General features: G+C 73.3%; 22 protein-coding genes. 10 read left to right on the forward strand and 12 right to left on the reverse strand.

The genetic code is table 11. From position 1 onward, the window contains the following. Positions 1–11: 11 nt before the first annotated feature. Positions 12–725 (forward strand): SDR family NAD(P)-dependent oxidoreductase, encoded by a 714-nt coding sequence (locus tag ACFWI8_RS16840; RefSeq protein ID WP_387091498.1) that lies wholly within the window; start codon positions 12–14, stop codon positions 723–725. Beyond that, positions 725–1,414: a hypothetical protein gene (locus ACFWI8_RS16845; protein ID WP_387091500.1), complete on the forward strand. Its 690-nt coding sequence runs from the start codon at positions 725–727 to the stop codon at positions 1,412–1,414. The genes ACFWI8_RS16840 and ACFWI8_RS16845 overlap by 1 nt, the downstream gene beginning before the upstream one ends. A gap of 99 nt (positions 1,415–1,513) precedes the next feature. Here ACFWI8_RS16845 and ACFWI8_RS16850 read toward each other — a convergent pair whose 3' ends face one another. Then, positions 1,514–2,299 carry a lytic polysaccharide monooxygenase gene (locus tag ACFWI8_RS16850; RefSeq protein ID WP_387091503.1) on the reverse strand — a complete coding sequence of 262 codons (786 nt, stop codon included), beginning with the start codon at positions 2,297–2,299 and terminating at the stop codon, positions 1,514–1,516. A gap of 388 nt (positions 2,300–2,687) precedes the next feature. On the opposite strand from ACFWI8_RS16850, the gene ACFWI8_RS16855 reads away from it, so the two are divergent. Beyond that, positions 2,688–3,242: a hypothetical protein gene (locus ACFWI8_RS16855; RefSeq protein WP_387091506.1), complete on the forward strand. Its 555-nt coding sequence runs from the start codon at positions 2,688–2,690 to the stop codon at positions 3,240–3,242. On the opposite strand, the gene ACFWI8_RS16860 is transcribed toward ACFWI8_RS16855, so the two are convergent. Together ACFWI8_RS16860 and ACFWI8_RS16865 are read right to left on the reverse strand one after the other, a co-directional pair. Continuing rightward, positions 3,187–3,531: a GNAT family N-acetyltransferase gene (locus ACFWI8_RS16860; RefSeq protein WP_387091508.1), complete on the reverse strand. Its 345-nt coding sequence runs from the start codon at positions 3,529–3,531 to the stop codon at positions 3,187–3,189. The genes ACFWI8_RS16855 and ACFWI8_RS16860 overlap by 56 nt on opposite strands. Beyond that, a complete protein-coding gene (locus ACFWI8_RS16865) occupies positions 3,528–4,529 on the reverse strand; it encodes a pirin family protein (protein WP_387091511.1) in 1,002 nt (333 codons plus the stop codon). Before ACFWI8_RS16865 ends, ACFWI8_RS16860 begins: the two co-directional genes overlap by 4 nt. A gap of 108 nt (positions 4,530–4,637) precedes the next feature. Here ACFWI8_RS16865 and ACFWI8_RS16870 point away from each other — a divergent pair, with 108 nt between their 5' ends. Together ACFWI8_RS16870 and ACFWI8_RS16875 are read left to right on the forward strand one after the other, a co-directional pair. Beyond that, a complete protein-coding gene (locus tag ACFWI8_RS16870; protein ID WP_387091672.1) occupies positions 4,638–5,150 on the forward strand; it encodes a carboxymuconolactone decarboxylase family protein in 513 nt (170 codons plus the stop codon). A 97-nt stretch (positions 5,151–5,247) separates the two neighbouring features. After that, positions 5,248–7,074: a proprotein convertase P-domain-containing protein gene (locus ACFWI8_RS16875; RefSeq protein ID WP_387091514.1), complete on the forward strand. Its 1,827-nt coding sequence runs from the start codon at positions 5,248–5,250 to the stop codon at positions 7,072–7,074. 7 nt (positions 7,075–7,081) lie between these two features. Here ACFWI8_RS16875 and ACFWI8_RS16880 read toward each other — a convergent pair whose 3' ends face one another. The 4 genes from ACFWI8_RS16880 to ACFWI8_RS16895 all read right to left on the reverse strand — a co-directional run bounded on the left by ACFWI8_RS16880 (position 7,082) and on the right by ACFWI8_RS16895 (position 11,768). Further along, positions 7,082–8,401: a geranylgeranyl reductase family protein gene (locus ACFWI8_RS16880; protein WP_387091516.1), complete on the reverse strand. Its 1,320-nt coding sequence runs from the start codon at positions 8,399–8,401 to the stop codon at positions 7,082–7,084. Positions 8,402–8,446: 45 nt separating this feature from the next. Next, a complete protein-coding gene (locus ACFWI8_RS16885; RefSeq protein WP_387091520.1) occupies positions 8,447–10,036 on the reverse strand; it encodes a multicopper oxidase family protein in 1,590 nt (529 codons plus the stop codon). Between the two features lie 253 nt (positions 10,037–10,289). Continuing rightward, positions 10,290–11,237 carry a M56 family metallopeptidase gene (locus ACFWI8_RS16890; protein WP_387091523.1) on the reverse strand — a complete coding sequence of 316 codons (948 nt, stop codon included), beginning with the start codon at positions 11,235–11,237 and terminating at the stop codon, positions 10,290–10,292. Positions 11,238–11,363: 126 nt separating this feature from the next. Continuing rightward, positions 11,364–11,768: an ATP-binding protein gene (locus tag ACFWI8_RS16895; RefSeq protein ID WP_387091526.1), complete on the reverse strand. Its 405-nt coding sequence runs from the start codon at positions 11,766–11,768 to the stop codon at positions 11,364–11,366. Between the two features lie 261 nt (positions 11,769–12,029). Here ACFWI8_RS16895 and ACFWI8_RS16900 point away from each other — a divergent pair, with 261 nt between their 5' ends. Continuing rightward, positions 12,030–12,686, forward strand: coding sequence for an HAD family hydrolase (locus ACFWI8_RS16900; protein ID WP_387091529.1), 657 nt, complete (start codon positions 12,030–12,032; stop codon positions 12,684–12,686). Positions 12,687–12,876: 190 nt separating this feature from the next. Here ACFWI8_RS16900 and ACFWI8_RS16905 read toward each other — a convergent pair whose 3' ends face one another. The 3 genes from ACFWI8_RS16905 to ACFWI8_RS16915 are packed head-to-tail and all read right to left on the reverse strand — an operon-like array spanning position 12,877 to position 14,233. Next, positions 12,877–13,155 (reverse strand): hypothetical protein, encoded by a 279-nt coding sequence (locus tag ACFWI8_RS16905; RefSeq protein ID WP_387091531.1) that lies wholly within the window; start codon positions 13,153–13,155, stop codon positions 12,877–12,879. Between the two features lie 37 nt (positions 13,156–13,192). Next, positions 13,193–13,393: a DUF397 domain-containing protein gene (locus tag ACFWI8_RS16910; RefSeq protein WP_387091534.1), complete on the reverse strand. Its 201-nt coding sequence runs from the start codon at positions 13,391–13,393 to the stop codon at positions 13,193–13,195. A 6-nt stretch (positions 13,394–13,399) separates the two neighbouring features. Next, positions 13,400–14,233, reverse strand: coding sequence for a helix-turn-helix transcriptional regulator (locus tag ACFWI8_RS16915; protein ID WP_387091537.1), 834 nt, complete (start codon positions 14,231–14,233; stop codon positions 13,400–13,402). 336 nt (positions 14,234–14,569) lie between these two features. Between ACFWI8_RS16915 and ACFWI8_RS16920 the strand changes: the two genes are divergently transcribed. From ACFWI8_RS16920 to ACFWI8_RS16930, 3 genes are all read left to right on the forward strand, one after another. Then, positions 14,570–15,154, forward strand: a complete 585-nt coding sequence (locus ACFWI8_RS16920; RefSeq protein WP_387091540.1) for a hemerythrin domain-containing protein — start codon at positions 14,570–14,572, stop codon at positions 15,152–15,154. Between the two features lie 82 nt (positions 15,155–15,236). Continuing rightward, positions 15,237–15,899 carry an RNA polymerase sigma factor gene (locus tag ACFWI8_RS16925; RefSeq protein ID WP_387091543.1) on the forward strand — a complete coding sequence of 221 codons (663 nt, stop codon included), beginning with the start codon at positions 15,237–15,239 and terminating at the stop codon, positions 15,897–15,899. A gap of 264 nt (positions 15,900–16,163) precedes the next feature. After that, a complete protein-coding gene (locus ACFWI8_RS16930; RefSeq protein WP_387091546.1) occupies positions 16,164–18,146 on the forward strand; it encodes an amino acid transporter in 1,983 nt (660 codons plus the stop codon). Between the two features lie 45 nt (positions 18,147–18,191). Here the strand turns inward: ACFWI8_RS16930 and ACFWI8_RS16935 are convergent, their stop codons facing one another. Beyond that, the gene (locus tag ACFWI8_RS16935) at positions 18,192–19,640 is read right to left on the reverse strand and encodes an MFS transporter (protein WP_387091549.1); all 1,449 of its coding nucleotides are present in this window, start codon (positions 19,638–19,640) and stop codon (positions 18,192–18,194) included. Positions 19,641–19,867: 227 nt separating this feature from the next. Here ACFWI8_RS16935 and ACFWI8_RS16940 point away from each other — a divergent pair, with 227 nt between their 5' ends. Continuing rightward, entirely contained in the window at positions 19,868–21,445 is a 1,578-nt protein-coding gene (locus ACFWI8_RS16940; RefSeq protein WP_387091552.1) for a class I tRNA ligase family protein, read from the forward strand. 52 nt (positions 21,446–21,497) lie between these two features. Here the strand turns inward: ACFWI8_RS16940 and ACFWI8_RS16945 are convergent, their stop codons facing one another. Next, the gene (locus tag ACFWI8_RS16945; RefSeq protein WP_387091554.1) at positions 21,498–22,562 is read right to left on the reverse strand and encodes a LuxR C-terminal-related transcriptional regulator; all 1,065 of its coding nucleotides are present in this window, start codon (positions 22,560–22,562) and stop codon (positions 21,498–21,500) included. Positions 22,563–22,824 lie beyond the last annotated feature (262 nt).

Raw genomic sequence — 22,824 nt, forward strand, 5'->3', positions numbered from 1 at the left:
CGAGGATGACCATGGCTGTTCTTCGTGACCGCACCGCCCTCGTCACCGGCGGCGCCAGCGGCATCGGCGCCGCCATCGCCGCCGCGTTCACCGCCGAGGGCGCGCGCGTCATCGTCGCCGACCGCGACCCCGCGCCCGGCGACGCGTCCGCCATCCGGCTGGACGTCACCGACGAGGCATCCGTCTCGGCCGCCGTGGCCGAGGCGGAACGCCACCTCGGCGGCCTCGACGTGCTGGTCAACTCGGCCGGCATCCTCACCGAGTCGCCACTGGCCGAGATGTCGGCGGCGACCTGGGCGGAGACCATCGCGGTCGACCTCACGGGCGTCTTCCTGTGCTGCCGGTACGCGGTGCCGGGGATGATCGCCCGCGGCGGCGGCCGGATCATCAACATCGCGTCCCAGCTGGGCATCAAGGGCGGCGTCGGCCTCGCCCACTACGCCGCGGCGAAGGCCGGCGTGATCGGCCTCACCAAGTCGCTGGCCCTGGAGGTCGCCGGGCACGGCGTCCTGGTCAACGCCATCGCCCCGGGGCCCGTGGAGACCCCGATGGTCGACGGCATCACCGAGGACTGGAAGCGCGCCAAGCGGGCCGAGTTGCCGCTCGGCCGCTTCGGCCGCCCGGCGGAGGTGGCCCCCACCGCCGTGCTGCTGGCCAGCGATCCGGGCGGCAACCTCTACGTCGGGCAGACGCTCGGCCCCAACTCGGGCGACGTGATGCCCTGATGTGCGGGGGCTGCGGCGGCCGGGAGCCGACCGACTGGGCGCGCGGCCTGCACGCGGGGCCTCCCGCGCGGGCGGCGCTGGCCGCCGCGGCGACCCGGCTGGCCGACCGCCGTGGCCTGCGGGCAGTCGCCCGACCCGGCGGCTGGCTGGTCACCACCCCGACCGGCTCCACCGTGCCCTGCCACCAACTCACGACCCTGGTGGGCGCGTTGCGGCGGGCGGTCGGCGCCCCGCCCGCGCCGCCGCCCCCAGACCCGGGCCACGTGTCCGGCCGGCTGACCGTCCCACCGCCCGACGCCCGAACCCCCGTCCACCTCCGGATCGCCCCGGGCGCGCCGCCGGTGACCGGCGCGGACGGCCACTGGACCGCCCCCACCGACGAGGCCGCGCTCCCCCTCCTCGCCTCCCTGGCCACCGGGCCGCACGCCCTCCGCCACTACCTGGCGGAGATCTCGGGAGGCACCGCCGCGTGGGCCGGACCCGCCCTCTCGCCCTCCGAGTTCGCCGGCGCCACCCCGGAGCGCGCCGCCGACCTGCTGACCTGGGTCGAGTGGTGCCGCCAGGCCGGCACCTTCACCACGACCCCGCTGGCCGCCCGCCTGCCCCTCGCCCCGGAGGCCGAGCTCGACCTCGAGATCCGGGCCGGGCAGGTGGTCAGGGCGACCACCGCCGGGCGCCGGCCCGCGTGACCCGGGCAAGGCTCAGGGCCCGCCCCGTGGATCCTCACGATCCACCGGGCGGGCCCTTTCGCAACGCGTCGCCTGCCCCGGCCGAATGGCCGGCTGGGCCTAACGCATCAGGTCGAACGACGCGTCACGTGCTCGCTGCAGCACCCGGAGCGCCAGCGGGACGCTGGTGGGCGAGGAGGCCTCGGTGGCCTGCTCGCCGTGGCCCGCGTGGCTCGACTGGGCCGAGGAGCTGGCGTTCGTCGCCGCGTCGGCCGCCTCGGCGACCTCCTCGGCGCTCAGCGTCTGGCCGTTGCCGTAGGTGACCTGGCCGTTGCCGCCGTCGAAGACGATGTCCGAGCAGGAGTAGAAGTTCTCCTGGCTGTCGGACCGGATCCAGTGCACGAACATCAGCGCCGAGCCGCTGCGGCTGGGCAGCTGGACGTTCCAGTAGTAGTGGCCCGCCTCGCTGCCCACGTTGCCCCGCTGCGGCGGGTTGGTCACGGAGCTGATCCGCTCCAGGTCGCCCCAGCCGAGCGACTGGCTCGGGGACCAGCCCTGCCGGGTGATGTAGACGTCGAACCGGCCCGGGTGGTGCGCCCAGTTGCTGTGCCGCAGCTCGATGTTCGAGCCCGAGGTCAGGTGCGTGACCGGCCAGTCGGTGCGGGTCGCGTTGTAGGACGAGAAGTTGAACGGGCCGCGGTTGCCGCCGCTGCACAGCGTGCCGTCCGCGATGTAACCGGTCGTCCGGCCGCCGCCGTTGGAGTCGAGCACGGCGAACCAGTTGTACAGCGGGGTGGTGCCGGACTGCCGGACCGCGTTGGCACAGGCCGGGTTGGTCGGCATCTGGGTGCCACTGTTGCGCTGCAGGTCCAGGTAGCACAGGTACGTGCGCGAGCCCGGCAACATGGTGGCCCCGTGCGCCGACGCCGGGGACGGAAGCGACGCCATCACGAGAGCGAGCAGGCCCACTCCCAGGACGCTCGCCAGGCGGAACTTGCGGACCGGAGACCTTCGCCGGCCGGTGGGGGGTTGAATCGACACTGATTCTCCTCTGGAAGAGTCGTCTGCCTAGGCAGGCAGCCGACAGCACCGGCCCGCTGGCTGGCCCATCGGTGCACCGACGGCCCGTCGCCGGTACTGCGACCGCACATGGAAGCGCTCCCATAGCCAACGTAGCGTCAGCCGGCCCGTTCCGAAAGCGTCTGTTCGACTGAAAGCCGTGGCGCTCGCGCCGTGCCCGAGGCGAACCGACGGTCGGGTACCGCCACGAGCATTCGGGTGGGATGATCCGCGCATGCTGCACGGCCGGCTCGACCCCTACATCCCACTGCCACCCCGGCACCGACTGCCACCCGGCCCCGCCCGGAGCAAGCGGGGGCTGGCCGCGATCGCCGGGCTCATCGTGGCGATGCCGGTCCAGGCGCTCTTCGAGTTCGTGCTGGGGTCGGCGTTCCGGCTCGTCGGCAGGACGGTGCACGGGCGCCCCTGGCGAGGCGGCTGGGACAGCGACGCGGGCCGCTTCGCGCTCACCGTTTTCGGCTTTTACTGGGAGCGCTCCCGCATCACGGGGCGGGAGCTGCGGCTCGTTGTCGCGGACGCTGGCCTCGTTCCGCTGCCGCCCTGGGAGCCGGCGGAGCCGACGGCGGCGGTCCCCTGCCGGCTCCGGCCGGGCCAGCCGCCGGCCCGTCAACGGTCTCGGGTGGACGTGGCCTTCGGCGACGGGTCCTGGCTGGCCCTCCAGATGGACAACCCTCAGGAGGCCGGGCGGTTGCGCGGCCTCCTCGCGGGTGGGCTCAGCCCAGGGTCTCCTTCAGCCAGGCCAGGACCTCCCGGTCGACCGGATCGGTGATGTCCGCGAACTCCCCGTGCTTCTTGAGGTACTTGGCGACGTACGGGCAGACCGGCACGATCCGCATACCCGCCGCGCGGGTGTCGTTCAACGCGGCGGTGACCAGCGTGGCGGCGAGGCCGCGGCCGCCGAAGGCGTCGGCGATCTCGGTGTGGTAGAAGACGCGTCGGTCGCCGCGGTCCCGGTAGGCGGCGAGGCCGGCCGGCTCGTCGCCGACGCTGATCTCGTAGCGGTCGCGGTCGGCGGCCCGCGCGACGCGGGGGGTGGGCTCGGTGGCTGGCTCGGTCATCGGTCGCCTCTCCCTGGGTGGGGTCGCGGTGCGGGGTTGCGGCGCGGGGTGATGGTGGCGTTGGGCAGGGCGGGGGCCGGCAGGCGCTCCCCCGGGTACCCCTCGACGGCGCCGAAACGCTCGGAGGCGCGTTCCCATTCCTCCCTGGCCCGGACGATGTCGGCGTGGTCCCGACCGATGAAGTTCCACCACATCACTATCTCCTCGCCGAACGGCGGCCCGCCGAGGAGGATCAACCTGGCCGGCGCGTCCGCCTCGTTGGCCAGCGTCAGCTCCCGCTCGCCGGTGTCGAGGAAGCCCAACTCCGAAGCGGCCAGCGGCTGTCCCGCCACCCGCACGGCACCCTGGTCGACGAGGAGGCCGTGCTCGAACTCCGGGTCGACGGCGAGGGTGACGGACGCGCCCGCGTCGAGGACCAGTTCGGCGCCGAGCAGCGGGGTGTGGGTGCGCACGGGCGAGGTGACGCCGGCCAGGGTGCCGAGGAAGACGCGTGCCTGGCCGCCGTCGAGTGCGACCGGCTCGGGCGCGTGGTGCTGGAAGTCGCGGGGCGCGTTCCGGTGGGTCTCGGGCAGGGCGACCCACAGCTGGACGCCGTGCAGCAGCGTGGTCCGGTCGGTGGAGACCTCGGAGTGGCTGATGCCGTACCCGCCGGTCATGAGGTTGAGCTCGCCGGGACGGACGAACGCGTGGTTGCCCATGCTGTCGCGGTGCTCGATCTCCCCGCTGAACAGCCAGCTGACCGTCTGCAGGCCGGTGTGCGGGTGCGGGGCGACGTCCATGCCGCCGGACTCCGCGACGTCGTCAGGACCGTAGTGGTCGGCGAAGCACCAGGCGCCGATCAGCGTTCTGGCCCGCTGTGGCAGGGTGCGTCGTACGGTCATCGCGCGCGGGCCGCCGAGGGGGACGGAGCGTGCCGTGAGCACCTCGACGCGGGCGCCCTCGTCACCCGGCGCGGGCCCGCACCGCGTCTCCGTGGGCTTCAGCTCGACGTTGCTCACCTGGCTCCTCCGCTCGACCGCGGCCAATGTGGTTTCATATTCAACCAAATATCATGGCTCGATGACAGACCCACTGTGCCACCACGCGAGGGAGACGGAATGAGTGACATGGCGGAGCAGGACCAGGCCCGGGCGAACGGCCACCAGCACGACCAGGGGCGGCGGGTCTTCGTCGACAAGCAGAGCCCGGCCGCCTACCAGGCGTTCCGCGAGGCCGCCGAGGCGGTCCGGGCCACGGCCGCCGACGCCGGGCTCGACCGGCGGCTCGTCGAGCTGATCAACATCCGGGTCTCCCAGCTCAACGGCTGCGCCTACTGCCTCAGCCTGCACACCCGCGCCGCGCTGCGCGCCGGCGAGACCTCCCAGCGCCTCGGCGTGCTGCCGGCCTGGCGCGACACCGAGCTGTTCTCGCCGCGCGAGCGGGCGGCGCTCGCCCTGGCCGAGGCCACCACGGACCCGCGCGACGCCGTCGCCCAGGAGACCGCCTACGCGGTGGCGCGGCGGGCCCTCGGAGAGGACGAGATCTCCGCGGTGATCTGGGTCGCGATCGCCATGAACGCCTTCAACCGGGTCTCCATCCTCAGCAAGCACCCGGTCCGGGCGAGCGCCCAGCAGCAGTGAGCCGGGCGCGGGCGGAGCCGAGCCCATGGCCTGACGTGACGCTCTGCTCTAACCTGTTTCACCACGCGTTCGTTAGACCGCACGGGGGGTACTGAGCGTGGACCGCGCCGTGGGACCGGGGAAGGTGATCGGCGGGCGCTACGAACTCGTCGAGCCGATCGGCAGCGGCGGGTTCGGGAGGGTCTGGAAGGCACACGACCGGCGACTGCGGGCGGACGTGGCGATCAAGGGGCTGTCAGTGCCGCCGTCCGCCTCCCCGGTCGAGCAGGAGGAGCGGCTCAGGCGGTCGGAGCGCGAGGCACTCAACGCCGCGCGGCTGCGCGACCACCCCCACATCGTGAGCGTGTACGACGTGGTCGTCGAGGACGACGTCCCGTGGCTCGTCATGCAGCTCGTCGTGGGGCGTTCCCTGAGCGAGCGCCTGCGGGAGTCGGGACCGCTCTCCGCCGGCGAGGCCACGGACGTGGCACGGGCCATGCTGCACGCGCTCGACGCGGCGCACCGGGCGGGGATCGTGCACCGCGACATCAAGCCGGCCAACGTCCTGCTCGCCGACAACGGCGGGATCCTGCTGACCGACTTCGGGATCGCCACCCACGAGACGGACGTCTCGCTCACCGTCACGGGCGCCGTCATCGGCTCGGTGCCCTACATGGCGCCGGAGCGGATCCTCGGCCGGAAGAGCGAGACGCCGAGCGACCTGTTCTCCCTCGGGGTGACCCTGCACGAGGCCGTCGAGGGCGCCTCACCCTTCGATCGTGACTCCACTCCGGCGTCGCTGCACGCGGTGGCCTACGAGGATCCCCCGCCGCCGCGGCGCGCGGGGCCGCTGACGCCCCTCATCACGCGGCTGCTGGCCAAGGCGCCGGAGGACCGCCCGACGGTCGCGGAGGCGCTCGCGCTGCTCGACTCCCCGCCCGCTGAGGCCGCGTCGCGGCCCGACGCCGCCCCGCCGACCGCGGTCGTCACGGAGAAGGCGTCGATGCCGCCGGAGGCCATGCCCACGGCGACGGCCCTGGCCCCACCGCGGGCGGTGTCGACGCCCCCGGTGGCGCACCCCCTGTCGCCCTACGCGCCGGGCCCCGGTGGCGCCCCGGCGCCAGCCGCGCCCGCCGGCGGTTCGGCGGCGAACTGGCTGGGCTGGATCCTCGCCCTCGCCCTCGCCGCGTTCGTGGTCGTGCTGGTCGTCATCGGCCTCCGGGAGCGGGAGGAGGACTCGTCGACGGAGACGGTCTCGTTGGGGCCCGGCTCGTTCGGCAGCACGACGCCGCACGCCATCGAGGACCACAGCACCGTGGAATCGACCGTCACGGTCTCGGGCGTCGCCGGCAACGCCCCCGCGTCACTCGGCGTCGACATCGACCTCGACCACACCTACCTCAACGACCTCGACATCGAGCTCGTCTCACCCGACGGCACCACGTTCGACCTCGAACCGTACGACGAACCCCACGAGTACACCCTCGACGCCTCGGCCGCCACCGCGGACGGCACCTGGACCCTCCGCGTCGAGGACACCGCCTCCGCCGACCAGGGCACCCTCAACTCGTGGTCCCTGCACTTCGGCTCCCAGCGGGGGGAGCAGCCGACCTCCTCGGGCGGCGGGACGTTCGACAACACGACGTCGATGTCGATCGAGGACCTCGGCTCGGTCGAGTCGACGATCGAGGTCACCGGCGTCACCGGCAGCGCGCCCGCGACGCTCGGCGTCACCGTCGACATCAGCCACACCTACATCCGCGACCTCGACATCCAACTGGTCTCACCCGACGGCACCACCTTCGACCTCGAACCGTACGACGGATCCCGCGAGTACACGCTCGACGCCTCGGCCGCCACCGCGAGCGGCACCTGGACCCTCCGCGTCGAGGACACCCTCTCCTCCGACTCCGGCACCCTCAACTCCTGGTCGCTGCGGTTCTGAGGCCGCGTCACCGCCGACGGGCCGTCGGGGCCGGGGCCGGGACGGCGCGGACCAGGGCGTTGATGAGGCGGTCCGGCAGTTCGCGGCCGTCGTCCGTGGTGTTGGCGATCAGCCGGGTCAGGTGGCGCATGGCGGTGGGCGAGGTGACGATCCGGCGGCTGAGCAGTGAGGTGAAGGACGGCTTGGTCAGGACCGCCGCCCACAGGTTGCCGAGCCGGTAGTAGCGGCCGAGGCGGCGGTGGATCTCGCGGGGGTAGCGGTGCAGCGCGCGCTCCCGCGACGCGCCGTCCTGGCGGGTCAGCGCCGTCGCCGCCACCTCGGCGGCCAACTCGCCGGCCTCCATGGCGTAGGCGATGCCCTCGCCGTTCCAGGGGTTGACCATGCCGCCCGAGTCGCCGGCGAGGAGCAGCCCCCGGGTGTAGTGCGGCAGCCGGTTGAAGCCCATGGGCAGGGCGGCGCCGCGCACCGGCCCGTCGACCGAGGCGGGGTCGGCGAGACCCCACTCGGGCGGGGTGCGCGGCAGCCACTGGTCGAGCGCTCGCCGGGTGTCGGTCCGGCCCGCCGGCGCGCCGTGGACGATCCCGAGCCCCACGTTGACCCGGCCGTCCCCCATGGGGAAGATCCAGCCGTAGCCGGGGAGCGGCGGGCCACCGGGGCGGCTGTCGATGTCGCCCCAGATGGTGAAGTACGGGTCGTCGTGGCCGCCCGCCGACCGGTGGTAGCGCCGGATCGCGGTGGCCATGGGCCGGCGCGGCAGCCGCTCCACGCCGAGCGCCAGCGCCAGCCGGGCCGAACCGCCGTCGGCGGCGATCACCAGCGGCGCCTCGAAGCGCGCCACCCCGTCGCCGGCCTTCGCCAGCACTCCCCTGACCCGCCCCGCCCGGTCGAGTACGGGCTCGGTGACCTGCGTGGCGGTGCGCAGCCGGGCGCCGGCCTCGGCCGCCCGGCGGGCGAGGATCTCGTCGAAGTCGTGCCGGGAACGGCTGAGGCCGTAGCCGGGGTAGCGGGCGTTCTCCTGGAAGTCGATCTCCACCCGCGCCCCGTGGGAGCAGTACCGCACGCCGCGCGTCCGGTGCCAGCCGGGGCCTTCGGTGTCGACACCCATCCGGATGAGGTGGTGGACGGCGCGCGGCGTCAGGCCGTCGCCGCAGACCTTCTCGCGCGGGAACTCCGACTTCTCCAGCAGCAGCACGTCCCGGCCGTGCCGGGCGAGGTGGTAGGCGGCGGCGGAGCCGGCCGGTCCCGCGCCCACCACGATGACGTCGGCGGTCTCGGACACGTCCGGCCGGGAGACGTTCGACGCGGACACGATCGGTCTTTCAACCACGGGCATCCTCCTCCGAGGCACTGGCTACCCAGGCCCGCGGTCCGGTCAACCATGCCCGCCGTGTTGCGGGTGCGGCGACTGGAGCGTCGGCCGGCCCGACTCCGGCCAGTCGAGCCCGGTGGTGACGGTGCCCGCCTCCTCGCCCGGCTCGACGACCACGAACTGGCCCATGACGCCGGAGTCCTCGTGCCACAGCAGGTGGCAGTGGTACATGTACGGCAGGTTCGGGTCGGTGTACTTGTCGAACCGCATGATGAGCTGCATCGGGACGCCCGGCGGGGCGAACACGGTGTCCTTCCAGCCGGTGAGCTCGGGTGGCGGCGGCTGCCCGTTGTAGCTGAGCACCTCGAACTGCATGCCGTGTACGTGGAAGTTGTGCGGGAGGCGGCTGACGTTCTTGACGTCCCAGATCTCGATGGTGTCGACGGTGACGACCTCGTCGATCCGGGTCATGTCCATGGGCTCGCCGTTGATGCGGTCGCGGTGCAGCAGGAACTCGCGGCTGGTCACGGCGTGTTCGGGGGCGATCCGCTGGACCTCGGTCAGCCGCTCGGGCAGTTCCGGCGAGGGCCGCAGCTCGTCGGCGGCGATCAGCGGCAGCACGTCGAACTCGTGGTCGGCGCCGGTGGGGACGTCGAGGGCGCCGAGGTCCTGCGGGTAGGAGTGGAGGGTGACGCGCTCGCCCGGCGCCATGCGGACCACGATCTCGGCGCGTTCCGCCGGGGTGAGCTGGACGCGGTTCAGCGGCAGGGGCGCGTCGAGCAGGCCGCCGTCGCTGGCGATCAGGTGGAACGAACGGCCGTCGGAGAAGCCGAAGTTGTAGCTGCGGGCGGTGGAGGCGTTGAGGATCCGGAACCGGGTCAGCTCCGAGGTGACCCGGAAGGTGGGCCGGTACTGGCCGTTGACCAGCAGGGTGGTGCCGAGCATGCCGACGCCGCGGCGGCCGGTCTCGACGATCTGGCCCTGCTCGTCGAAGGTCTTGTCCTGCACGATGAGGGGGACGTCGTCCTCGCCGTAGCGGTTGGGGAGGAGGTCGCTGGTCGTCTCGTCGTCGTCGATGTAGAGCAGGCCGCCGAGGCCGCGGTAGACGTGCACCTCGGTGCTGCCGTGCGGGTGCGGGTGGTACCAGAGCGTCGAGCCCGGCTGGTCGACCCACCAGGTCGGGGACCAGGTGGCGCCGGCCTCGATCATCTGGTGCGGGCCGCCGTCGCTGTCCGCCGGCAGCCGCATGCCGTGCCAGTGCACGGTGGTCGGCTCGCCGAGCTCGTTGTGGACGTGGATCTGGATCTTCTCGCCGCTCCTGATGCGCAGGGTGGGGCCGAGGATCGGGCCGTTGTACCCCCACGTCTCGGCCTCGCCGCCGGGCATGATGGCCAGCCTGCCGGGCGCGGCGACGAGGTCGAAGACCCGGGTGTCGCCGTCCTGGACGGCGGGGGCGAGCGGCGGGATCCGCAGCGGGTTCTCCGTGGCCTCCTCGGCGGCGACCGTCCGCGGAGCGGTCCGTTCCGTGACGTCCCGGGGGCTGGCCCAGGCTCCTGGAGCGCGCCCGGTGAGGGCGGCGACGCCCACCCCCATACCCATCGCGGCGCGCGCGAGGAAGGCGCGCCGTCTGATTCCGAACCGTGGTGCGCTCATATGCGACAGGGCCTTTCGCTGCAATGCCTGGGCCGGCGCCGCCTGAGTCCCTGGGATCAGAGCCCGGGAGCACCGCGCCGGAGGGCGACATAACGCGCCTTGAGTGACGACACAGGACATTGCCACCACAATCGGCCCATATCAAAGAAGAGAATCCGCTCGTCGCGAAAGCTGACCCCTTTTCAGGAGAATTCCCAGGCCGCGCGGATCGAGTTCCACCATGCGGCCGACGCCCGGTAGGACTACACGGCCGTCAGCGGAGGGCGGCGAGCCCGGGGCCGAAGGTGATGAGCAGCGGCACCAGCGGGGCGAGGGAGGCGAGCACGGTGGTGGCGGAGCGCGGCACCGCCTCCAGGCGGGGCGGCGGGTCGAGCAGCCGCCGCACCCGGTGAGCGAGCAGCCGCCCCGGGCTGGCGCAGGACAGCACGCCGCGGTGCGCGTTGAGCTCGATCAGGGCCAGGGCCGCGTCCCGGTGGCCGCAGCGGCGGGAGGCGGTGTCGTCCGCGGCGAGCTCCACCAGGCGGTGCGTCTGCTCGTGGAAGTGGGCGAACAGCGGCACGGCGGGGAAGCCGAAGGACAGCGCCGCCGACAGGTGCAGCAGCCAGTCGTGGCGGGCCCGCGCGTGGCCGAGCTCGTGGGCCAGGACCGAGTCCAGCTGCCGTCCGGTGAGGCGACGCAACGCCCCGGTCGTGACCACGAGTTGGGGTGGGGTGCCGGCCAGCAGCCAGGCGTCGGGGTACTCGTCCTCGAGCACCAGCAGCGGCCCACGCTCGGCGCGCTCCGCCCCGAGGCCGGCCGGCAGCTCGGGGGCGCGCCGACGGAGTTGGGCGCGGCGCGCGAGACGGCGCCGCCGCCCCTCGTACAGCTCACGGGCGAGCATCGCCACCGTCCAGGCGGCGCCCCCGGTCAGCAGCAGCACGACGACGGCCGTCCAGGGCGGCGCCGCGGTCAGGTCGTAGGCCGCGGCGACCGGCTCGGGGGCCGGCGCGAAGAGGTGGACGCGGACGGTGTCGAACACGGCCGCCGCGCTGAGCAGCAGCGCGGCGAGGCAGCACAGCAGCACGGTGGCCACCAGACACTGCCACACCCAGAGCGCCGTGTTGGGCTCCCGCTCCGGCCAGGCGGCCCGGGTCAGCATCCGGACACCGGGGACGGCGGCGGTCGCGGCCACGGCCGCGAGCAGCGACAGGACGAGGATCACGCGGCAGGCTCCGTCACCTCGGTGGGCTGATGCTTGGCACCCCCATTCTGCCGGGCGAACAGCCGTGCGGTGAAGACGAGGCGGGCGGAAAGAGCGGCAGCCGTCGACGCCCCTGCCGCGGGTCCGCTACACCAGACTCCGGTCGCTCCGCAGTTCCGCCCAGACCCGCTTCCCCCACGCCAGGGAGTCCACTCCCCACCGTGCGGTCAAGGCGTCCACCACGGCGAGCCCCCGCCCACCCTGGTCCCCCTCCCGGGCCCGCCGCGGCACCGGCATCGCCCCCGACCGGTCCACCACCGAGATCCGCACCACGTCGACGTGCGGCCGACTGACGGTGACCCTGATCTGCCGCGACCTGGTGTGCTCCGCCGCGTTCCCCACCAACTCCGAGACCAGCAACACCCCGTCGTCGACCACCCCCTCCAACCCCCAGGCCCCGAAAGCCGCCCTGACCAGCGCCCGCGCCTCGGCGGCACTGCGCGCCGCACACGGCAGGCTCCTCGTGAACTCGTCCCACGCGGCAACTCGCATCACATCGCCACCAGTAGCCATGGTTTCGCCTCCCGGTCGTCGCCTACCGACAACCCAACGAGTGCCGCGCGCCGGCGGAGACCATGCATGCCACCTCGATACATTTACGCCGTTTAGGGCAATCCACGCCCCCAAACACGGCCAGGACGCGCTACGTCGCCTCACTCGCGGTACCGCCACGGGAACCCAGGGTGCGCGCCGCTGCCCTCCAACTCCCCGGCCCCGGACCGCGATCCGGGGTGCGAACAGTAGGCTGCCCCCTTGCCCTTCCTCATGCTGGACCTCGACAACACGCTGATCGACCGGGACGCGGCCTTCCGCTCCGCCGCCGCCGAGTTCCTGACCCAGCACGGCCTCCCGTCCGACGAACTCGCCTGGCTGCTGGCCACCGACGCCAGCGGCTACGCCCCACGCGCCGACGTCGCCTCGGCGATGAGCGGCCGCTACCGGGACCACGCACCCGCCGGCGCCGTCCACGCCCTCCTCGACACCGGCGACGCCGACCACGTCACCCTCGCCCAGTCCACCGCGAGCGCCCTCCACGAAGCCCGGGCCGCCGGCTGGACCTGCGTCATCGTCACCAACGGCCGCACGGCCCAACAGGAGGCGAAGATCCGCAACACGGGCCTCGACCGGCTCGTCCACGGCTGGGTGGTCTCCGAGGCCATCGGCCACAAGAAACCGGCCCCTGAGATCCTCCAGGCCGCGGCCACCCTCGCCGGCCTCCCCCTCACCGATGCCTGGCTCGTCGGCGACTCACCCCACGCCGACATCGCGGGCGCCCACGCGCTGGGCCTGCGCAGCGTCTGGGTCTCGCGACCCGACGCCCCATGGCCGTACGGCTCCTACGGCCCCACGCACCGAGCGGCCGACGCGGCGTCCGCGATCGCGCACGTCATCGGGGCCAACCGAAGTTGACGTCTTCCCGGCACCGGTAGCGGCCGTTCTCGGTTCTGAGAACAGCGTCACGGTCTTCGCCCTCGGGTCCACGATCAGATACAGCGGGACACCCATGACCGGATAGTCGCATGGCTTCCCCACTCAGTCGTTCTCCGGGTTGCTCGGCGAAACCAATTCCACGGCGCTCAAGGCCAATTCGGCCGGAACGTCATGCTGCGGTAGATCGACCGCCGCGTCCGGCAGATAGGTGAGGTCGGGGGTTCCGCACCTTGCCGACTCGCTCGGTGGCGATATCGCTGTTGCCCGAGCCGAAGTACCCCTCAGGGCAGTGGGCATCGAACTGGCGCTGAATGATCGCACGATTGCGTTGATGCAGGGCAGGTGGGGAAGCCTGCATGACGATCACGTCGCCGCTGAGCTCCACCTTGACACTCGTCGGCAGCGCTCGGCGGGCCCGCTCCAGCAGTCCGAAGCTGCGCGGATGCATCGGCGGTCCCGTCGACCTCAACGCGCGGTCGCCGGGGTCAGCCCCTCGCACTCCGCACGAACGCCGCCCACGCGCCGGCGGGGAAGACCAGGGCCGGAGCCTCGGGGGTCTTGCTGTCACGGACGGGGACCACGGCAGCGAAGCCGTCCGCCACCTCGACGCAGTTGTTCTGCCCCCCGTTGCTGTAACTGCTCTTGCGCCAGCGGGCGGTGCTCAGCTCGGGCCGACGGGCTCGCATGATTCTCTAGCCGTCCTTCAGGAGGGATCGGATGAACTCCACGGAGTCCTGCGGAGATAGCGCGAGGTCTCGTAGCCGATCGTAGGACAGCTTGAGCCGTTCCACCTCCTCCGGCTCCTCGATCACCTCGCCGGACTTGCTGCCCTCCAGATAGGCCGCCTCCTCGCCGTCCGGCAGCCACAGGACGGTCACCGCCCCGCCGAGCAGATCGTTCACCCCGGCCGCGAACGGCAGCACCTGCACGGTGACATGCGGCAGCTCCGCCTCGTCGAGCAGCCGCTGAAGCTGCCGCTTCCACGCCTCACGGCCCTTCAACGGCCGCCGGAGCACGGCCTCGTCGAGGATGACCCGCAGATGCGCCGGCACGGACTCGCCGCCGCGAAGTATCTGCTGCCGGGCCATGCGGAGCGCGAGCTGTTCCTCCAGCCCGTCTTCCTCGTCCGGGTGATGCGGCGTGGACCACAGCAGCTCCCCGGCGTACTCCTCGGTCTGGAGCAGCCCCGGGATGGTCTGCGGCACGTAGATCTGCATGACCTTGGCCATGGGCTCCAGCGCCATGAAGCGCTGATAGCGGCCGAGGTAGGCGTCGTCCTTCGCGAGCCTCCAGAGGTTCTGGAGGCTCCGCTTCGAGCCGTACACCTCGTCGAGCCACCTGGCCGTCTCCAGGTCCCCGAGGCGTTCGCCTCGCTCCAACTTGTGGAGATAGGACCGGTCGTACTTCGAGACCTCCGACAACTGCCCGAGGGACATGCCGGATTCCTCGCGGAGCCGGGCCAGCTCCTCCATGTACTGCAGGCGCGCCGGCGCGAGTCTCCGCGGTTCCGGCTTGCGTGAGGCCATCGCTACCCCCTCCTCGAACACGGCTGACCCTACTCACGATTGACCGATCTCCGTAGTGGACCGATTACGGAAAGCGTCACGCTCGGACCGCACGGCAGCAACCACCGCGACGCGTTACTCCAGGAGGAAACGGCCAAGCCGCCACTTCAGTCCCGACTCCTCCCGGCGGCCGACCGCCCGGCGCGCGCCCTCGACCACCCCAACGCGCTGCGTGGCCGTGCCGGGACGGCGCGGGCCGCCGTCGACTCGCGTCGCCGGCGATGCCGGGTTTGACTGGTGTTCGTGGGGTTACCGGCCATACGCGAAGAAGGCGCGGCAAGAAGGGAAGTGAGCTCCATGGCGCATGAGGGCGACGCCGACCGGAGGAAGGCGGCCGAGTTGCCGGAGGGTGACGTGGTGCGGATCCTGCTGGAGCAGCACGGCCGCATCCGTGACCTGTTCGCCGAGGTCAAGGGCGCCCAGGGGGAGGTCAAGCAGCAGGCGTTCGACGAGTTGCGGGCGCTGTTGGCGGTCCACGAGACCGCGGAGGAGATGGTCATCCGCCCGGTCGCCAAGGACACGGCGGGCAAGGCCGAGGTCGAGGCGCGCAACGAGGAGGAGCACGAGGCCAACGAGGTCCTGATGTCGCTGGAGCGGATGGACGTCACCAGCGCCGACTTCGAACGGGAGTTCGCCGACTTCGAACGGGCGGTGGTGGCGCACGCCGAGAAGGAGGAGAACGAGGAGTTCCCCACCATCAGGGCCGGCCGCAGCGAGGAGCAGTTGCAGCGGATGGGCCGGATGCTGCGGGCGGCCGAGAAGGTCGCGCCCACAAGGCCGCACCCGTCGGCCGCCGGCAAGCCGATGAGGCAGTTCGCCGTGGGGCCCTTCGCCTCCCTGGTGGACCGCACCAGGGACGCCATCACGGCCGCGTCCCGCTGACGACCGGCGCTCAGGGGCCCGCCACGCGACGCGTGGCGGGCCCCGGCGGGTTCGCCGTAGGCTGCTCGGCCGGGACGGCAGGGTGGAGGGAGCCGAGGTGCGGGAGGCCGAGCGGGTGACGACGCCCGACGCGCTGCTGGCCGTCCGGGCCGGCGAGGGGGACGAGGAGGCGTTCGAGGCGCTGCTGCGGCGGCACCTGCCGGTGCTGCTGCCGCTGGCCCGCCGGCTGCTGGGGGACCGCGCGGGGGCCGAGGGGGCCGTCCGGGACGCGTTCGTCGAGGCGTGGCGGCGGCTGCCCGAGTTCCGGGGGCGGGACCCGTTCCCGGAGTGGATCCGGGGCATCGTCGCGAGCCGCTGCGCCCGTGCCCGGCGCCCCGCCGGCGACGAGGCGGGTGAGGAGGCCGTGGCCGCCGCCGTGATGGCACTGGTGCGCCGCGAGCCGCGGCCCGGCGACCCCGGCGAACTGGCCGCGGCGCGGGCCTTCCGCGCGGTGGCCGACGCGCTGCCCGGGGTGCGCGCCGGCGGCTGCCGGATCACCCCACTCGCCGACCCGGCCGACGGGGGCCTGCGGGTCCGTCTCGAGGTGGCGGCCGGCCTGGACTGGACGGTGCCGGAGCTCGCCGGGCGGCTCAGGGAGCGGGTGACCGAGGCGGCGCGCGACCGGCTCGGGCTCGACGTGCGGGTGGTGGACGTCGCCGTCGTCGACCTCCTGCTCGAACCCGAGAAGAACGGCTCCTCCCGTTAAGGACCCGTATGGGTTTTCGCGTATCGGCGGGCCGCGCGGCGCGCGCCAGGTAGGCCCCAACGACCGCGCGCCGGCGCCTTCCCCCGGCTCAGCGGCCACGGGCGCTCCGCGGGCACCCCGGTGACCGGCCGGAGGGGAAGCCCCGGGGGCGTTATGAACGCGTGAAGACCGCCCGCCACGCGTCACCCGAATCGCCGATACTCGCTCTTCGTTGCCCTGCCCCGGACGAGGGACCGCAGGCACGAGACGAAGAGGTGTACGACGATGGCGAGTGCCACCGTGCAGTCGCCCGAGGTGGACGACGTCCCGTCGCCCCGCGGCCCAGGCCGGCTGAGGGCGTGGCTGCTCGACGGGCTGAGCGAACGGACCGCGCGCCACCCAGGACCGCATGCCACGGTCTCCGCCGAACACCGCGGCCACCGCTGGTGGCGCGTGATGTGCCTGACCGGCGTCGACTACTTCTCCACCCTCGGCTACCAGCCGGGCATCGCCGCGCTCGCCGCCGGCCTGCTCTCGCCGCTCGCCACCGTGGTGCTGATCGGCCTCACGCTGCTCGGCGCGCTGCCGGTCTACCGGCGGGTGGCCCGCGAGAGCCCGCACGGCGAGGGCTCCATCGCCATGCTGGAGCGGCTGCTGCCGTGGTGGTCAGGCAAGGTGTTCGTGCTCGTGCTGCTCGGGTTCGCCGCCACCGACTTCATGATCACCATCACGCTCTCGGCCGCCGACGCCTCGGCGCACGTGGTGGAGAACCCGCTGGCGCCGTCCTTCATGCACGACGGGAACGTGTGGATCACGCTGCTGCTGATCGCCGGGCTCGGCGCCGTCTTCCTCAAGGGCTTCCGGGAGGCGATCGGCGTCGCCGTGGTCCTGGTCGCGGTCTACCTGTCGCTCAACACGATCGTGCTGACGACCGCCGCCTGGCACGTGCTGACCGAGCCCGTGGTGGTCACCGACTGGTGGGACGCCGCCACCGCGGAGCACTCGTCGCCCTGGCTGATGGTCGGCGTGGCGCTGCTGGTCTTCCCGCGCCTGGCGCTCGGCATGTCCGGCTTCGAGACCGGCGTCGCCGTGATGCCGCAGGTGCGCGGCGACGCCACGGACACCGAGGCCCGGCCGGCGGGCCGGATCCGCGACACCAGGAAGCTGCTCACCACGGCCGCGCTGATCATGAGCGGCTTCCTGCTGGTGTCCAGCCTCGCCACCACGCTGCTGATACCGGCCGAGGAGTTCGAGTCGGGCGGCGAGGCCAACGGACGGGCGCTGGCGTTCCTGGCCCACGACTACCTCGGCGAGGCGTTCGGCACCCTCTACGACGTCTCCACCATCGCCATCCTGTGGTTCGCCGGCGCCTCGGCGCTGGCCGGGCTGCTGAACCTGGTGCCGCGCTACCTGCCCCGCTACGGCATGGCCCCGGAGTGGACCCGGGCGGTGCGGCCGCTGGTGCTGCTGTTCACGGTGATCGCGTTCACCATCACCATCCTCTTCCGCGCCGACGTCGACGCGCAGGGCGGCGCCTACGCCACCGGCGTGCTGGTGCTGATGGTCTCGGCCTCCGCCGCCGCCACCATCTCGGCGCGGCGCAGGGGCCACCGCCGGGCGTCCCTCGGCTTCGGCGCGATCGCCGCCGTCTTCGCCTACACGCTGGTCGTCAACGTCATCGAACGGCCCGACGGCATCCGCATCGCCTCGCTGTTCATCCTCGGCATCCTGCTCACCTCGTTCTTCTCCCGGATCCACCGCGCCTTCGAGCTGCGCACCGGTGAGATCAGCCTCGACGACGCGGCCGCCAGGATGATCGACCAGGCCGCCGCCCACGGCTGTCTGCGGATCATCGCCAACGAGCCGGACGAGCGGGACGCCGCCGAGTACCGCGAGAAGGAGTACAGCCAGCGGGAGGAGACCCACATCCCGAACGGCGGCCCGGTGCTGTTCCTGGAGGTCACGGTGCCCGACTCGTCCGACTTCACGGCCGACGTCACCGTGCGGGGCGAGGAGCGCCACGGCTACCAGATCCTGCGGGTGGACGGTCCTGTGGTGCCCAACACCATCGCGGCCGTGCTGCTGCACCTGCGCGACCGCGCCGGCGCCGTGCCGCACGCCTACTTCAACTGGACCGAGGGTCATCCGCTCGGCCACCTGCTGCGGTTCCTGGTCTTCGGCGACGGCGAGGTCGCCCCCGTCACCCGCGAGGTGCTGCGCCGCGCGGAGCGGCAGCTCTCCCGCCGCCCCCGCATCCACGTCGGCTGAGGTCGCCCACCGCGGTCGGCGGTGGGCGACCCGCCGTGGCGGCCGTCAGCGGGTTCCGGCGACGGCGGGCTCCCGCCCTTCGCCGACCGCCTCCGCCGCGCCGCCCCCGGTCCGCAGGGTCCCCAGGGCCAGTAGCGCGCCGGCGGCGGCGATGGCGGCGGCGCCGAGGAAGGCGGCCGAGAAGCCGTCGGTCAGGGCGGTGACGTCGTCCAGTTCCTCGGCGCCCCGGGCGGCGGCCACCGCGGTCATCGCGGCGAGGCCGAGCGCGGAGCCGATCTGGTAGCTGGTGTTGACGATGCCGGAGGCCAGGCCGCCCTCCTCGGGACGGGCCGCGGAGATCGCGGTGCCGAGGGAGGGCACGAAGGCCAGCGACATGCCGACGGCGGCGACCAGCGACGCCGGCAGCACGTCCACCGCGTAGCCGCCGTCCGGGCGGACGAAGGAGAGCCACAGCATGCCGGCCGCCAGCGCCAGCATGCCGGTGCCGATCATCGTCCGGGCGCCGAAGCGCTCCTGGAGCCGCGGGGCCACCACGATCATCATGAGCATGATCGCGCCGGTCATCGGCAGCAGCGCGGAGCCCGAGGCGAACGCGCCGAGGCCGAGGACCTGCTGGAGGTAGAGGTTGAGGAAGTACCACATCGGGATCCAGGCGCCGGCCAGCAGCAGTTGGGCCAGGTTGGCGGCGGCCAGGTTGGGGGTGCGCAGGATGGTCAACCGCATCAGGGGCTCGCGCAGCCGGGCCTGGAGCGCGACGAAGAGGCCGGTGAGCACGGTGCCGGCGGCCAGCAGGAGCCAGGTGGACGCCGCTCCCCAGCCGGCCTCCGGGGCGCGGACCACGGTGTAGACGACGGTGCCGAGCCCGGCGGTCACGGTCAGCGCGCCCAGGATGTCGACGCGGCCGCGCGCCGGCGGGGCGGCGGGCATCAGGCGGGGGGTGACCGCCAGGGTCAGCAGGGCGACCGGGATGTTGATGTGGAACACCCAGGGCCAGCTGGCGTACTCGGTGATGACGCCGCCGAGGAAGACACCGGCGGTGCCACCGGCCGGGGCGGCGGCGCCGTACAGCGCGAACGCCTTGGGCAGCTCACGCGGGTTGCCGCCGAACAGCGTCATCAGCAGGGTCAGCGCGGAGGGCGCGATCAGCGCCGAGCCGGCGCCCTGGACGGCGCGTCCCGCCAGTTCCACCCACACCTCGCCGGCCAGTCCCGCGACCAGCGAGCCGACGGCCAGGACGGCCCAGCCAAGGCTGAACACCCGTCTGGCGCCGAACAGGTCCGACAGCCGGCCGCCCAGCAGCAACAGGCCGCCGAAGGCGATGACGTACGCGTTGAAGACCCAGGACAGGTCGCCCTGGGTGAAGCCGAGATCGGTGCGCATCTCGGGAAGGGCCACGCCGATGATCGACGTGTCCATGATGACCATGAACTGCGCCAGGGCGATGAACGCCAGGGCCGCCCAGCGGCGCGGATCCGGTGCGTTCGGCACGGACATCCCACTCACCTCTCATACTCCCGGGGGGTATATTGGAAACACGGGGAGACTATACCCCCCAGGGGTATATGCGCAAACGCTGGCGGTCCCTCACCCCGCTGGCGCGCACACGCAGTTGCGTGCTTCCGACACCGCTCTGACGTGCGACGACGCCCCCTCCGCTGGGAGTCTTGACCGTGTCGGCCGGGGCACGTCCCGGCCGTGTCCGCCCCAGAAAGGAGCTCCAAGTGAGCGGGCCGCTCTGGATCACCGCCTCCCCGCCCGGCGCCCACGGCGAGCTGCACGTCGGCCACCTCGCCGGGCCCTACGTGGCCGCCGACGTGCTCAGCCGTTTCCTGCGCGCCGAGGGCAGGACCGTGCGCCTCACCACCGCGACCGCCCAGCACACCGACGCGGTCGAGCTGCGGGCCAGGCGCGCGAACCGCGACCCCGGCGACATCGCCGAGGGCTACCACGAGGCGATCGTCGCCGACCTCGCCCACGCCCGCGTCGCCTTCGACCTGGTCACGCACCCGGCCGCCGACGTCGGATTCCACGCCTGGCTCGGCGAGACGTTTCGCCGGCTGCACGCCGAGGGTCTGATCGCCGCCAGGACCCGGCCGCTGCCCTACTGTCCGGCCTGCGAGACCTGGCTGTACGGCACCCTGGTCACCGGTGGCTGCCCGCGCTGCGGCGCCACGCGCGGCGGCGACGTCTGCCGGGCCTGCTCCCGGCCCGGCGGCGAACTCGTCGAGCCGCGCTGCGCGGTCTGCGCCGCGCCGCCGACCACGCGCCGCCTCCGACGCCTCCACCTGCTGCTCGAACCGCTCAGGGACCAGCTCACCGACTACTGGTCGAGCTCCGACCTGTCACCCCGGTTGGCCGCGCTCTGCGAGGACCTGGCCGAGGACACGCTGCCCTCCCCCGCCGTCACCAGGCCATCCCGCTGGGGCCTGCCGGTCCCCGTCGAGGGCTACCCGGACCAGCGGATCGACGCCGCCTTCGAGAACGCCGCCGCCCAGCTCCACGCCTGGGGCCCCGACGACCGGCCACCGCCGGAACACGCCATCGCCTTCGCCGGGTTCTCGCACGCCTTCGAGCAGGCGGTCGTGCTGCCCGCCCTGCAGATCGCCCGCGGCCTCAAGCTGCCGACCACCCTGCGCCTCAACGACCCGTACGAGCTCGACGGCCGGCCGCTCTCGCACGGCAGCCGGCACGGGGCCTGGGTGCTCGACCTGGTCACCGAGTGGGGCTCCGACACGCTCCGCCGCCACGTGCTGCGGGACCGGCCGGGCACCCGGCCCACGGCGTTCCGCGCGGCCGACCTCGAACGGTCCTGGCAGGTCCTGCGCGAGCCGTGGGAGGCGTGGCTCGAGCGGCTGCTCGGCGCCGTGCGGACGGACTGCGGCGGCGTCGTCCCGGCGGTGGAACCCGGGGGCGCCGGCTGGGAGCGGCTGCGGGGCCGGCTGCTGCGCACGGCCGCCGACCTGCGGGAGGCGTACGGGCCCGAGGAGTTCGACCCGCGCCGCGTGCTGGCCCTGCTCGACGAGGTCGTCCACCAGGCCGCCGACTTCGGGCACACCAACGCCCACCACCATCGCGACCGCCCCGAGGGCGCCCGCCGCCACCAGGGGGCCCTGGTGGCGCAGCTCGCGGTGGCCGCCGCGCTGGCGGCGTGGGCCTGGCCGGTGATGCCGGAGGGAGCCGCCAGGCTGGCCGCCGCGCTCCGCCTGCCGGCGGTCCGCCGGGTGGACGAGCACGCCCTGACGCCGCCCCCGCCGGGGACCCGGCTGCCGCCCCCGCCGGCGCCGGTCTTCGGCAGCTGAGTGCGGCTGAGGCACCGGTGCGGACGGCCGCGCGGACGCCGGCGCGGAGGTGTCAGTCCAGCCAGCCGCGCCGGGCGGCCCGCACCCCCGCCTCGAACCGGCTTGCCGTGTTCAGCTCCTGCATCAGCTCCGCGACCAGCCGGCTCACGGTGCGCAGCGACACCCCGAGCGCGCGGGCGATCCGCTCGTCCTTCATGCCGGCCCCCAACATCCGCAGCACCGCGTGCTGTTGCTCCGTCAACGCCTCGGCGCCGCGCTGCGCCGCGTCGCCCTCGGGGCAGGGTGCCGCCGCGTACCAGCAGTGCTCGTAGAAGGCCCGGTAGGAACGGACCAGCGCCGGCCCGCGCACCAGAACCGCGCCCGCGTCCCGGTCGTCGGGGTCGGCCGGCACCAGGGCCAGGTGGTCGTCGACGAGCACCAGGTTCATCGGCACCACGGTCGACAGCCGGATCTCCACCCCCGCCTCGCGGCGCCGGGCGATCAGGTCGGCCGAGTCCGGCTGGGCCCAGGCGTGCCTGCTGTAGATGGACCGCACCGTGACGCCCCGCCCGATGACGCGCCGGTCCCGGTCCAGGACGCGCTCCGGCAGTTCCCGGCCCGGGGCCGCCGGGGAGAGGGCCCTGATGTCCTGCCGGGCGAAGTCGGCCATGTCGTTGAGGAACTGCTGGATGCGGCGGTAGTCCGCGACGAACTCGACCTCCGTCTCCGGGTCCGCCAGGTCGCCGCCGGTGGCCAGGAAGCGGTTGGTCAGGGCGGAGACCACCTCGTGGAACCGGTCGGCCCGGTCCAGGTGCTCCCGCAGCGTGCCCCGCTCCCGGTCCAGGACCCGCAGCAGCGCGATCTCCGGCAGCACGGCCGTCACCCGGTCCCGGTCGCCAGGGAGCGGCCGGCCACCGTCCAACTCCTCGCGCGGCGCGTGCCGGGCGCCGGCGGGCACGAGCAGCCCGAGCCGCAGCAGCTCGGCCCGGTGCCGCCCGCTCTCCTCCGCCGTCAGGCCGAGCTCCGCGGTGACCTCGCCGAAGTCGGCGGAACCACGCGCCCGTATCTCCTGGTAGACGGCGATCACCGGATCGTCGCCGACCGCCGACCGCCGGTTGCGCCCCGCCCTGCCCGTCATGCGCCGGTACCCCCTCGTCGTATCCGATCCCTGACAGAACGGACCGTCAGGACGACGGAATCCTAGCCACCGGCACCACACGCCCCGAGACCGGCCGGCGACCGGGAACCCGCCGGATCGTCGAAATACGTCGAAACCGGATCGAAGCTATGGACAGCCCGTTTAACCCGCCCTAATGTCGCCGACGCCGCGTACGGAGGACGAGCTCCCCGATCGATCGTCGAAGGTTTTCGACGACGCTCCCTCCGCGCGCCCGTGAGGA

Source organism: Streptomyces sp. NPDC127098 (assembly GCF_042722465.1).
Taxonomy (GTDB): Bacteria; Actinomycetota; Actinomycetes; order Streptomycetales; family Streptomycetaceae; genus Streptomyces; species Streptomyces millisiae.